Below are 12,269 nucleotides of genomic sequence, written 5' to 3' on the forward strand. Positions count from 1 at the left end.
TAGCTTCTTTATCTAATGATACCCCAATAACATTTAAACCTTTAGAATGAAACTCTTTGTATAAAGAAACCATGTTAGGGTTTTCTCTTCGACAAGGACCGCACCAAGAAGCCCAAAAATCGATAATTGTTACTTTTCCAAGAGATTCTTTAAGTGAAACTAATTTTCCATCAACGTTTTTTGCTGTAAAATTAGGAGCACTTTGACCTATTGATAAATCTATTTCTTTAGATTGCTTTTTTTTTCGCCGTCAAGTTTTGTTTGAATGCTTTTTCCAGGTTTTGTAGCCTTTACATCAGAATCTAATCCTGAGTAAAACTTTTTGATTTTTTCAAGGTTAGCTTGTGGATCATTAAACATACCTTCAACAAGTAAAACTGAAAGAAATGATTTAGGATTACTTTCTATGTATTTGTAATTTGAAGTTGTAAATTCTTCTTGAAATACAGAATATTCTTTTCTAAGTTTGTTTATTACAACTGTATCCTTTTTTTCTGATGCAGCTTGCATTATAGGCATATTTTTGGTTTGAAATGCCATCATTCTTTTTTGGATTTTCATCATTTCAGCGTTGTATTTCCCTAATTCCTCATTGTTGAATGTTCCAGAAATTTTAGCTAATTGGATACTATCTTTGTTTATTACAACATTTATATTACCTTTTTCAACCACAACTATAAATCCTCCTTGAGTTTTGTCGAAACGAACACTATGAATTTCTGGTTCTTCAGCTTTACCTTCAAAAGTAAATTTACCGTTTTTAATTTGTACAGTATCCACAGCTATTACACCAGATGCAGGTGAACTATTTTGTTTTTCTAAGAAAACATTTGTTCCGTCAGGAAGTCCTTTTATTTCTCCCGAAATTTTAAACCCATTTCCAATAATTCCTGTACATGACATTACGAAGGCAGAAAGAGCAATTACAATTATTTTTTTCATCTTTTTAAATTATTTTGAATGCAAAAATAAAGTTTTTTATTTTTATTAAAAGCAATTTTTGTTATTTTGTTGTTAATTATTTATAGTACAAATGACTGATAGTTATATTTTGTAATCATTTTATATATTAATGAAAAACTGCTACTGTAACTCCAATAAAATATTTTCAGAATGTTGCGAACCTTACATTTTGGATACTCAAAAAGCACCAACTGCCGAGAGCTTAATGCGTTCCAGATATTCTGCTTATTGTGTTCAGAATATCGATTATATTTTGGCAACGACACACATTTCGACCAGAAAATTTCATGATAAAGAAGAGACACTCGCTTTTGCTTCACAAAATAAATGGATAAAACTCGAAATTGTAAATGCAACTGAAACTATGGTCGAGTTTAAAGCTTTCTATATTGACAGTAATCTAAAATCTCAAATACATCATGAAAAATCTACTTTTCAAAAAGAGGAGGGAAGCTGGTTTTACGTAGATGGAGAATGGTTTTAAAAATTTATTTGCCAATACAGAAATAAAGAATTATTGATTTTAAAGGGGTTTAAGGTTATGAGGTACAAATATGGTACATAGAAAGCTTAAATAAATTGAAACTATCTTAATCTCTCATAATTTCTTCTTGTAATCAAATAAGAATCTTCATTGTAAAAAATCGCAAAAATCTCTCCAAAAAACGGAATTTCATTTTGTCTAAAACTCATAGCCTTGTATTGCAAATCCCTTAAAATTTCTACCCAATATCTGATTATTTGTGCTACATAAAGTTGGCGAAATTTAATATTTGATTCTGCCATTCCTGTTTTAAAACTCGATTCTTCAATACTTCTAATTTGTTCTCCAGTTTCTCCAAAATATAATGCTGATGCACTTTCTCTCATTAAGTCACCAATAAATTTTGCATTGTTAGTAATATTTTCCTTTTTCTTGTTAGTAACTCTATTGTCGAATATGACTTGTTCAACTTTTGTATACCAATCATAAATTGGGTCACTTTGATTTTTACTTTTAACTATAAAATCAATATTTGAATATCTGTCACCTTTAGCGAATTTTGATAAAATTGAAATAATATCTTTATGAATTTGACTGTCCAAATTTCTAAGAAAATAAAGTTCAATTCCATTGTCTGCAATTATATTTTTTGAATTTTCATATAATTTTTCCAAGTCGTGACCTATCTTGTTTTTTAATGTGTTTTCTTCTGGAAACTTTCCTTCGTTTTTTATATAGAAGTCTAAAATTACGCAAAGTTTGCCAATTCTTTCTAAACCAGTTGAAATGGAAATAAAAGAAGAAAAATAAGCTCCTTTTTTTGCATAGTTTACTTTACCAAGTTGAGTAATTCCCGAGGTTAAAATTTCATATGTAAACTGTGCTTCATTAAGCAATGTGGTAAAGTTCTTATTCAATGTGATGGGTCTTTTTAAAATCCTTTCGCGTTTAAATCTTCAAATAGTTTTTCTTTAGTCAAGTCGGGGATATTACAATACTTGATTGCTACCCTTACTTTATCAGAAAGTTCAAGATAATCTTTGATTATGTCGCCATTATACTCGCCACCGTGAACAATTGAACTTCTCATATTGTATAGTTTTTTAATTTGTTTGTAATTCTCTTTGAACTGCTCCTTGTTGTTGGAAAGAATCATTGATAAATGTCTTGAAATGGTATGTGCAATTTGGTCTCTACCTAAATTAAATAAGCTTTCCAAACAAGTTACCAATGTAATAAAGCGTAATCGTCCGTCTGGAATGTCGTAAACCACATTAAAGTTTTTGATTGCAAGCTCCGTTAAATTATTTGTCTCATATTTTGCAATCAATATGCTCGATAGTTTTTCTGCTTCTTCGTCAGTCAAAGTGTAATCACCTCTTGAGCCGATTGAAATTCCTGTTTTCCTAAAACCAACTTGCCTTGTTTCTGATGTGATACTGAAAAATTGAGAATAACGAATCTCCCCAATTTTAAAAAGTCGCATTTGCAGTAATAAGTCTTCAGCAAAGTCAAAAAAGGACATAAACGCAGTTTGTTCAATTACAAAATCCATTCCGTCTCCAGTTACATTAAAGTCAGCCAACTTACATAGCAAAAGTATTCCAGGGAACTCCATATGTATAATTTCTCCAAATGGCGGTGTATGAACAAGTGCGTTATGCAGTTCGTGAGATATTCCCTTGAATTCTCTTCCAATCATTATCGTAAGAGGTCGGTCATTACTTTTTGGGACATTAAATATTTCAGAAAAGTTAGTTTCAAGTTCTGTTTCATCTATCCATTGAAATTTGTATCCTAATTTTTCAAGTGCTGGGTTCAATTTTATAACTGTCTTATCAGCATTGAGAACAATAGCATACGATTCGAAAGTATATTTTCCGCTGTTTATCATTTTTAGTTGTCGTCTGTTTTTTTAGAAAGGAATATCTTCTACATCGAATTTATTTAAAATTGCAATGATATTGCAATTATCGATATTAATCATTGCAATACTACATAAAACCTTTAAAATAAAGTGTATTGTCCTGAAAAAGTATTGCAATGTTTTCTAATATTTATTGCAATGGTATTGCAATGGTTTTAATAGTGATTTTATTTTAATGATAGTTTTCGAATTACATTAAAATTACTAAAATTAAATATTAAAAACTGGTTGCAACTAAATTGAAAACTGGTTGTAATAACTTATTTATAAGATTCAAAACAACAATAAAATATGATGTTTAAGGGTATATGTAACCATGAAAACCAGTTGCAACTAAAACGCAACCAAATTGAAACTAAATTACAACCGAACCTAAATCGAACTAAAATTAGTATTGTCTGTTTTCACACATTGCAATGATTATTACAATAATTGCAATGCCATTGCAATGCCATTGCAAAGGTTTCTTGTATATGCTAACTTTAATACAAACACCAAGTTAGTGTATAAAGATTATGATATTCAAAAAAAAGATGCTTGTTATTTAAAACTAATACTTTTAGTTTTAAATAACAGTTGTCTTTCTAAATTTACCTTACATTTGCCATTCAATGAAACATTTAGCTTTTATATTAAGTTTTTTTATTTTAAGTATTTCGGTTACGCCAGCCGTTAGAATAATGTATGCTAAATTTTCATCCGAACACTGTAAAAAATCTTGCGCACAGCAATCTGGTAACCAAAAAAACAACGATGGGTGTGATAAACAAAGTTGTTCTTCTTCTTTTTGTTGCCTTAAATTACCCATTTTATTACCGATTACTTATAAAAATTCATTGCTTTTCCAACGGGAATTAAGCGTGAAGAATAATTTCAAGAACAGAAATGTTTTTTTGTCGTTACAGTCATTTGATATTTGGCATCCTCCAAGATTTACTTAATTAGTTATTAAATCCCGCTAAAACTCATTCTTTTTATTACTTAAATAATAAAGAGTAATTTGCTATAGCCACTTATTATAAACAATTAAATAAATTAAAAATGAAAAAAATAATCACAATATTATTATTTGTATTTGCATTTAGTGTAAATGCAAATGCTCAAGAAGCTAAAAATACAGCTAAAAAAGAAACTAAAAAGGGAACTTGCTGTTCTGCGCATACAACAGCTTCGACGACCAATACAACGGAATATTCAACCACCACTACAACAGATGATAAATCTAAAACAGCTACATCTGAAAGACACGTATGTAAAACAGATGGTTCTTGCTGTGGTGCTAAAACACCTCCAAAAAAAGCATAATATTTAACATAGAGCGCCCAATGGGCGCTCTTATTAATTCAAACAATATAAAATGAGAAATTTATTTATTGTTATACTATTTTCGTTCGTGGGTTTATTCGGTTGTCAAAATAATAAATCGGATATAAAACCAACAGGTGAAACATCTTCATTGTGTTCGGATAAATGCGAAGCAAAAAACGGAAGCAATCAGCTTTCCTGTAAACTGACTTCACCTGAAATGCAAAAACGCAAAGAAACTGTTCTCGCAAGCCTTAAAAAACAGATTTTAGAGAAAAAGAAATTGAAAGATGGTTTTGCATTTAAGTTTAATGGCTCTGACAAGATGATTGATGAGTTAACCCAGTTTATTAAAACAGAAAGAGAATGCTGTGATTTTTTTACTTTTAATCTTTCCATTAGTGGAGATAAAAGTGAAATTTGGCTTGAACTTAAAGGCAAAGAAGGGGTGGGTGATTTAATTGAATCGGAACTCGGATTATAATACTTACTTTCAATATTAATAATAAAAACGGGGGTATCACCCCCTTTTTTATTATTAAAACTAACTTTAAAATTTAATTTTTTGAATTCTAACAGCATTCAAAATTGCCAATAATGCTACACTAATCTCTGCAAAAAAGCTTTCCATATTGTTCCTACTCCCCCTCAATACAATCGCTTCCTAAAATAGTTTGACTTATTTTTCTGTTTTGCTTTTGTATTCTGAAGCATTATCCAAACTCTCCAATTCTTGAGGATTTGTCAATTCAATTTTTAACATCCACCCTTGATTAAATGGGTCAGAATTGACCAAAGTAGGATTGCTGTTTAAATCTTCATTTATAGCTACTACTTTGCCTGAAACAGGCATAAACAAATCGCTAACTGTTTTTATGGCTTCAACAGAACCGAAAACTTCATCTTGGTCTAAATTTGCCCCAATATTTGGTAAATCTACATAGACAATTTCCCCTAATTCTTTTTGTGCAAAATCAGTAATTCCCACAATCCCAATTTCTCCTTCGCCTTTAATCCAAGTGTGTTCGATGTGGTATTTTATGTTTTCTGGAAAGTTCATAATTATGGTTTTTAGTTAATAAGCTTTGCGAAGCATATCAGCGTAGGCATTTGGAAGAATACTGTCTTCAACTGCTTTCGCTGCTTTTTCTACATCATATTCCACTCTAATAAATTCTACTTTGATACTTTCTTTATTGAACTTGCTACTGTTTTCGTCTAACGTAAGCATAATATAACAACCTCTAACATCACCATCTTTTGGTTTACCGATAGAACCTAAATTTACTGCGTGTCGGTAAGCAGTTTTTCCATCTTTTTCGTATTCAAAAACTCTGTGATAGGGTTTGTGCGTGTGTCCAAAAAACATAATATCTGCATTTGGCGCATCCATTATCCGCATCATACTTTTTTCGTCACGGTCTTCAAACAGGTATTCGTTTATTTTTCTTGGACTTCCGTGAACCATTAAAACAAATAATTTTTCTTCGTCCAATTGATATTCTAATTGGATGTGCGCAGGAAGTGTTCTTAAATATTTTCTTTCTTCAATTCCAACTATTTGATTTGTATAGGATATGGATTGTGATCCCATTGCTTTATCTTCATCAGTTTTGTAAGCACAACCGCAATCATCGGAAGTTCTGCCCACGCCAAAATCATAGTTTCCTGCAATGGTTGGAATACCTCTTTTTCTGATTTCATTGATTACTTCGTTCGGCCAAATGTTATAGCCTACTAAATCCCCAAGGCAATAAATGGCATCAGGTTTTGTTTTTTCGATGTCTTGGAAGAATGCTCCTAATGCAGGTAAATTAGCGTGAATGTCACTAAATAATGCTATTTTCATAATTTATATTTTGTCGTTGTTATTAAGAAATTTCCAAGTAGGAATAGCTAAAGCTGCTCCCAAAATTGTTGCCACAACATAAATCCATAAATGTTCAAGATGTCCGCTAACAATCGCAGGGGCTAATGAACGTGCAGGATTCATGCTTGCTCCACATATAGGGCCTGCAAACATTGCTTCTAACAAAACCGTTGAACCGATTGCAAGTCCTGCAAACATACCTTGCTCTTTACTTCCTGTTGCTACATTTATGATTACAAGCATTAAAAAGAAGCTTAGTATAAATTCTAAAATAAATGACTGGGAGGCTGTACCTGATGGTATTGTAGCCCCAAGAAACTCATTCATTGGAAACAAAAACTTCAAAATAAAACTTGCTAAAAAAGCACCAATTAATTGACTTATTATAAAAGGAATAACTTCTTTTAATTCAAATTTTTTAGCTAGGGTGAATGCAATGGTAACGGCAGGATTAAAATGTGCTCCCGAAATTGTTCCTAATGTATATATCATAGCCATTACAATAAGTCCAAACGTCATGGCAACACCAACGTGTGTAATTGCGCCATCTGACTGTTGGTTTATAATTATTGCACCTGTTCCACAAAACACTATTGCAAATGTTCCTATTATTTCAGCTATGTACTTTTTCATAAAATTATTTTAGCAACACCCTCCTCCTGGAGTACAACTTGTTTGGTTAGACATTCCAGATAAATTAACTTTCTGTTTTTCCTGCGGAATACCACACTGGTCTTGTGCCAAACAAGCTGTTTGTTTGTTTAGTAAAACAAAATCATTACCATTAAAATCCAAATCATATTTACCGATAGTAGTGTCTTGATATTCTACTTCAATTTCAAAATCCTCAATCCCTAATACCTTTTCAGATAACTCGATGATAGTGCTTAATTTTTGAGGCTTTAGACGGTGTTCAAAATCGTTTGCTTCCCATAATTGAAAGTTAATAACAGTTTCTTTACGAACCGTTCCACCGCAATCGATAAAGTTTTTTGTAATTAAGCCCACTTCGGTAACGTGGAAATGTTCAGGAACATAAGTCCCATTTGGCAACTGAAAATTAACAGTATCAACTGTTTTTAAAATAGTTTTTATTTGAGATAATTTCATATTATATATATTTATTGATTATTAAAATTTAACAACATTCGCTTTTCTTTTTTTCCAAATATTCTGTGACCTGTTTAAAAAAGCCCTTGATTTTTTCAAAGCCTGCTTCGTTTATACAATAACAAATTGTAGTTCCTTCAAAACTTCCTTTTATCAAACCTGCATTTTTAAGTTCTTTTAAATGCTGTGAAACCGTAGGCTGTGCCAAAGGCAACTCATTTACGATGTCTCCACAAATACAACTGTCAACTTTTATCAAATGCTCTATAATTGCTATTCGAGCCGGATGACTCATTGCTTTAGCTAAAATTGCCAGTTCATTCTGTTCGTCTGTAAAATGCTCTGTTTTTGATACTCCCATTGTGATATATTTATATTGCAATATTACGATATTTAATAAAACGCTCAAAACATACATTTAAAAGTTAACAATTAGATAACTTTAGTGAATGTGTTTTTATACCAATTATCAAATCTGAAATTAATATCTAAAGCACTGAGTATTTATATTAAAAGCCTGTTTTTTTTAATATAAACATGCTTTTATGTGTAATTTAAAATTTCATTTTCTGTATCCGAACCGCATTAAGTATGGCCAACAACGCTACTCCAACATCTGCAAAAACGGCTTCCCACATTGTAGCTAAACCACCCGCACCAAGAACAAGAACAATTGCTTTTACTGTGAATGCTAAACCAATATTCTGCCACACGATTTTTTTTGTTTGTTTACCTATGTTTATGGCTGTATATATTTTATAAGGTTGGTCGTTTTGAATTACAATATCGGCTGTTTCTATTGTGGCATCGCTTCCTAAACCACCCATTGCAATTCCGGCATCCGCAAGAGCGACAACAGGAGCATCATTTACACCATCGCCAACAAAAGCAATTTTTAGATTTTGCAATTTAAGTTCTTCTACTTTTCCTACTTTATGTTCGGGCAATAAATCGCCGTGTGCTAAATCTATATTTAGTTCTTTTGCAACTGCATTTACAACGGCTTGTTTGTCGCCTGAAAGCATTACGGTTTTGACGCTTATTTTGTGCAAGCTTTCGATGGCTTGTTTTGCATCTTCTTTGATTTCGTCGGCAATTAAAAAATATCCTGCATACTTCTGATTGATTGCAATGACAATAATTGTAAATGGTGTGTTATCGATTTCGACATCGTAATTGATGTTGAATTTTTTCATCAATTTTATGTTTCCTGCCAAGATTTCCTTTCCGTCCACTTTTCCTTTTAGTCCGTGTCCTGCAATTTCTTCTACATCGGTAACGGTTGCGTTTTTTTCTGTTCCTTTTGCATATTCTATTATTGCAGTTCCAACTGGATGTGTTGATTTGGTTTCGAGTGCAGATGTGTATTTTACTAAATCAGCTTCCGAAACATCAACAGCTACTACTTTTTGAACTTTGAAAACACCTTTGGTTAGTGTTCCAGTTTTGTCCATAACGACTACTTGAATAGATGCCATTATGTCGAGAAAACTTGAACCTTTGAAGAGAATTCCATTTTTACTTGCTGCACCGATTCCTCCAAAGTAACCCAACGGAATGCTAATAACTAACGCACAAGGGCAAGAAATAACCAAGAAAACTAATGCTCTATATAACCAATCTCTAAACACATAATTATCTACAAAAAGGATAGGCAACACACAAATTGCAATTGCTAAGAACACTACAATAGGCGTATAAATTTTAGCAAATTTTCGGATAAATAATTCCGTTGGTGCTTTTTTTGCGGTTGCCTCTTGCACCATTTCGAGTATTTTTGACAGTTTACTATCGGTGTAAGCTGTTGTAACTTCGACTTGTGCAATGGTGTTTAGGTTTATCATCCCTGCCAAAACTGTTTCGCCTTTTAGTTTGGTGTCGGGTTTGCTTTCACCTGTCAGTGCTGCTGTATTGAATGTGGCGTTATCTGTTAAAAGTTTTCCGTCTAATGCTAATTTTTCTCCAGATTTGAGTTGGATGATTTCACCAATTATAATTTCAGATGCTTTTTTGATTATTGCATTTCCGTCATTTAAAACGGTTGCTTCGTCTGGTCGTTGGTCTAATAATAGTTTGATATTAGATTTTGCTCGTTGTACGGCTAATGTTTGGAAAATTTCGCCAATAGCATAAAATAGCATTACCGCTACACCTTCGGGAAATTGAGCTATTGAAAATGCTCCGATTGTTGCAATGCACATTAGTAGAAATTCTGAAAATATTTCACCTTTGCGAATGCTTTCAAATGCTTCTTTTAATACAGGAAAACCAACAGGAATGTAAGCGACAATATACCACGCTATTCGCACCCAACCTGTGAACCAAGTTTGTGGAAAATAATTGTCGAAGCCAATTGCAATAAGTAATAATGTAAAACTTATTATTGCTGGCAAGAACATTTGAAACGTGGTTTGGTCTGTGCCTGAATGGTCGTGACCGTCATCGTCTGAATGTTCGTGGTCGTTGTGAGTTGAGCAACAACCTGTTTGTTTATCTGTTTTTTTATTTATTTTTTCTTCGAGTGTGCAACAAAGTTGTTTACCGTTTGCATCGTATTTATGTATGTGTTTCATTTTAATTTTATTATTTAAACTATTTAATTACTGCTTTACCTGTGATAAATCCATACACCATAAATAACCCTACTCCAAAAATCAAAACAAGAACAAATTTTTTGAAAATGTTTTCAGGCACTTTATCTAATAGTTTTTTTCCAATCCATGAACCTGCGTAAGCTAGTACAAACAAAACAGGGATATACCAGAGGTATTTTTTGTCGAGATAACCATTGTACAAATAAACAAGCGTGCGCGAAAGGTCAACTGCAAAATCAATTCCTGCGGATGTGCCTACAAAAGCATCTTTCTTTAAGTCAAAAGCTGTGAGGGTTGCACCTCGTATTGCTCCACCTGTTCCTATAAGTCCCGCAAGAAAACCTGCAACTGCCCCACCCGCGATTGCATTAAAGTTGGTAGGCTTAAACTTCAAATCTTTTTTGACAAAGAAGGTGATTGCAAAAGCAACGAGAAATATTCCCATAGCCAGTTCAGCATATTTTAGGTCAACTTTATTATTGAGATATGCACCCAAAAGAACCATTAAAACGCTTGGTATGCCTACTTTCAGCGCCAACTTCCAGTCAATGCTTTTGCGAAATAGATAAACCTGAGATGCTGTGCTGAAAATATGCAAAATTCCTGTGAGAGCAAGAGTTGTTTTAAAATCAAACAACATTCCCGCTAAAGGAACGAAAAACACTGAAGAGCCAAAGCCGCTAAGTGTGCCTATAATTTCACTTACAAAAGCAAGAAGAAAGAATAAAATTGTTGTTGTAGTGGTATTCATTTAAAAATATTTAAAGGTTAACAACAATCTTTTCCTGTTTGATTGTCGGTTTTACGATTTATTTTTTCTTCGAGTGTGCAACAGAGTTATTTGCCTTGAGCGTCAAAAGTATGTTTGTGTTTTGGGTTTATATTTATCATTGTTATTTTATTTTTAAATTATATTATACTATCATTCCAATTAATAAAAATATTAGAAACCCTACAAAAAACATTGCAGTTTGTAACAAGGTTTCTTTTTCCTCGTGGGCTTCTATAAGCAATTCTTCGGTTACAAGAAATAATAGTGCGGCTAAACCAAAAGATAAAACCAACTCCAACCATTCTTGCGATAAATGTGATAACAAAGTAATTCCTAAAATAGCTCCAACAAAAAATATTAAACCTAAAATAAATAGAATTAATATGTTTTTTTGTTTTGTAAACTGATAATTCTTACACGCCAAAACTACTGCTAAACCCAATGAAAAGGTTTCTAATGCCAATGCTACTGACAATAAAATTCCTTCGGTATTACCAGCTGCAAAACCAACTCCAAGCAGTAAGCCATCTATGGCTAAATCAATACCTAACGCCACCAATAATCCCATTGGCAAAGCATTTTTAGTGATTTTACCTTCTTGTTTCGCTTCAATTTTTTCTGCGAAATATTTTACTATTAACATAGTAAATATTCCTAATCCGAAGCCAATAGCAACTTCAATAGGTTTGTGGAATTTGATAATATCTGGCAATAATTCGACTGCAACTACCGAGAAAACTACACCGCCTGCAAAATGCAGAACGGAACTTTTGAACGCACCGCTCGGCATTGTAAATAATCCTGCAACTCCACCCATTAAGATAGAGATTACAGGGATTAAAGCATATAAATAGACTTCTGAAATTGTTGTCATTTTCGATTTTAATTATTCTTCTCCTTTATTGGTCAGTTTAGCATTTACAAAGAATGCTCCTTTGGTTACAATTTTGGCATTTTCAGGAATGTCTTTTACTAACGTGATTGCGGTATAACCCATGTTAGAAACGCCTTTTACCACTTCAATTTTTTCAAAATTGGTGTTTTTTGCCTCTTCTACTTTACCTTTTGTTTCGGTTTCTTTCTCCACTTCTCCTTCTTCTGGTTTTTCTTCTTCGGCTTGTTTATTGGTAACAACAAAAATATAGTCTTTGCCGTCTGCACTCACAATAGCATCATTCGGAACTGCATTTGTAGTTATATCATTTAAACTTACAATTGCGGTTATATTCATTCCGTCAATTAGC

At 32.5% G+C, this 12,269-nt stretch carries 16 protein-coding genes and 2 pseudogenes; 3 read left to right on the forward strand and 15 right to left on the reverse strand.

Annotation, left to right across the window (positions count from 1 at the left end):
- On the reverse strand, window positions 1-223 hold a 223-nt coding region (locus tag ACH2BG_RS12615), incomplete at its 3' end, for a peroxiredoxin family protein (RefSeq protein WP_395048063.1).
- The gene (locus ACH2BG_RS12620; protein WP_395048049.1) at window positions 220-942 is read right to left on the reverse strand and encodes a DUF4369 domain-containing protein; all 723 of its coding nucleotides are present in this window, start codon (window positions 940-942) and stop codon (window positions 220-222) included. The genes ACH2BG_RS12620 and ACH2BG_RS12615, both read right to left, overlap by 4 nt.
- Window positions 943-1,132: 190 nt before the next feature.
- Here ACH2BG_RS12620 and ACH2BG_RS12625 point away from each other — a divergent pair, with 190 nt between their 5' ends.
- Window positions 1,133-1,447, forward strand: coding sequence for a YchJ family protein (locus ACH2BG_RS12625; RefSeq protein WP_395048050.1), 315 nt, complete (start codon window positions 1,133-1,135; stop codon window positions 1,445-1,447).
- A gap of 101 nt (window positions 1,448-1,548) precedes the next feature.
- On the opposite strand, the gene ACH2BG_RS12630 is transcribed toward ACH2BG_RS12625, so the two are convergent.
- The 3 genes from ACH2BG_RS12630 to ACH2BG_RS12640 form a co-directional block, all read right to left on the reverse strand.
- The gene (locus ACH2BG_RS12630) at window positions 1,549-2,364 is read right to left on the reverse strand and encodes a hypothetical protein (RefSeq protein ID WP_395048051.1); all 816 of its coding nucleotides are present in this window, start codon (window positions 2,362-2,364) and stop codon (window positions 1,549-1,551) included.
- A 14-nt stretch (window positions 2,365-2,378) separates the two neighbouring features.
- Window positions 2,379-3,341, reverse strand: a complete 963-nt coding sequence (locus ACH2BG_RS12635; RefSeq protein ID WP_395048052.1) for a hypothetical protein — start codon at window positions 3,339-3,341, stop codon at window positions 2,379-2,381.
- A 628-nt stretch (window positions 3,342-3,969) separates the two neighbouring features.
- A complete protein-coding gene (locus tag ACH2BG_RS12640; RefSeq protein WP_395048053.1) occupies window positions 3,970-4,182 on the reverse strand; it encodes a hypothetical protein in 213 nt (70 codons plus the stop codon).
- 233 nt (window positions 4,183-4,415) lie between these two features.
- On the opposite strand from ACH2BG_RS12640, the gene ACH2BG_RS12645 reads away from it, so the two are divergent.
- Both ACH2BG_RS12645 and ACH2BG_RS12650 read left to right on the forward strand, forming a co-directional pair.
- Complete coding sequence (locus ACH2BG_RS12645) at window positions 4,416-4,679, forward strand: hypothetical protein (protein WP_395048054.1); 264 nt, start codon at window positions 4,416-4,418, stop codon at window positions 4,677-4,679.
- Between the two features lie 52 nt (window positions 4,680-4,731).
- Window positions 4,732-5,163 carry a hypothetical protein gene (locus ACH2BG_RS12650; RefSeq protein ID WP_395048055.1) on the forward strand — a complete coding sequence of 144 codons (432 nt, stop codon included), beginning with the start codon at window positions 4,732-4,734 and terminating at the stop codon, window positions 5,161-5,163.
- 66 nt (window positions 5,164-5,229) lie between these two features.
- On the opposite strand, the pseudogene ACH2BG_RS12655 reads toward ACH2BG_RS12650, so the two are convergent.
- The 10 genes and pseudogenes from ACH2BG_RS12655 to ACH2BG_RS12700 all read right to left on the reverse strand — a co-directional run.
- Window positions 5,230-5,327 (reverse strand): annotated as a pseudogene (locus tag ACH2BG_RS12655) (cadmium transporter); the annotation flags it as partial.
- Between the two features lie 31 nt (window positions 5,328-5,358).
- A complete protein-coding gene (gcvH, locus tag ACH2BG_RS12660; protein ID WP_395048056.1) occupies window positions 5,359-5,739 on the reverse strand; it encodes a glycine cleavage system protein GcvH in 381 nt (126 codons plus the stop codon).
- A 15-nt stretch (window positions 5,740-5,754) separates the two neighbouring features.
- Window positions 5,755-6,528 (reverse strand): metallophosphoesterase family protein, encoded by a 774-nt coding sequence (locus ACH2BG_RS12665; RefSeq protein ID WP_395048057.1) that lies wholly within the window; start codon window positions 6,526-6,528, stop codon window positions 5,755-5,757.
- A 3-nt stretch (window positions 6,529-6,531) separates the two neighbouring features.
- Window positions 6,532-7,182: an MIP family channel protein gene (locus ACH2BG_RS12670; RefSeq protein ID WP_395048058.1), complete on the reverse strand. Its 651-nt coding sequence runs from the start codon at window positions 7,180-7,182 to the stop codon at window positions 6,532-6,534.
- A gap of 9 nt (window positions 7,183-7,191) precedes the next feature.
- Window positions 7,192-7,659, reverse strand: a complete 468-nt coding sequence (locus ACH2BG_RS12675) for a DUF6428 family protein (protein ID WP_395048059.1) — start codon at window positions 7,657-7,659, stop codon at window positions 7,192-7,194.
- A 28-nt stretch (window positions 7,660-7,687) separates the two neighbouring features.
- Window positions 7,688-8,020, reverse strand: a complete 333-nt coding sequence (locus ACH2BG_RS12680) for an ArsR/SmtB family transcription factor (protein WP_395048064.1) — start codon at window positions 8,018-8,020, stop codon at window positions 7,688-7,690.
- Window positions 8,021-8,213: 193 nt separating this feature from the next.
- On the reverse strand, window positions 8,214-10,232 hold the full coding sequence (locus tag ACH2BG_RS12685; RefSeq protein ID WP_395048060.1) for a heavy metal translocating P-type ATPase: 2,019 nt from the start codon (window positions 10,230-10,232) through the stop codon (window positions 8,214-8,216).
- A gap of 19 nt (window positions 10,233-10,251) precedes the next feature.
- A complete protein-coding gene (locus ACH2BG_RS12690) occupies window positions 10,252-11,004 on the reverse strand; it encodes a sulfite exporter TauE/SafE family protein (RefSeq protein ID WP_395048061.1) in 753 nt (250 codons plus the stop codon).
- A 163-nt stretch (window positions 11,005-11,167) separates the two neighbouring features.
- Window positions 11,168-11,899 (reverse strand): ZIP family metal transporter, encoded by a 732-nt coding sequence (locus ACH2BG_RS12695; RefSeq protein WP_395048062.1) that lies wholly within the window; start codon window positions 11,897-11,899, stop codon window positions 11,168-11,170.
- A gap of 12 nt (window positions 11,900-11,911) precedes the next feature.
- Window positions 11,912-12,269, reverse strand: a pseudogene (locus tag ACH2BG_RS12700) (efflux RND transporter periplasmic adaptor subunit); the annotation flags it as partial.

Origin of the sequence: Flavobacterium sp., assembly GCF_043779715.1 — a bacterium.
In the GTDB taxonomy this organism is placed as follows: Bacteria; Bacteroidota; Bacteroidia; order Flavobacteriales; family Flavobacteriaceae; genus Flavobacterium.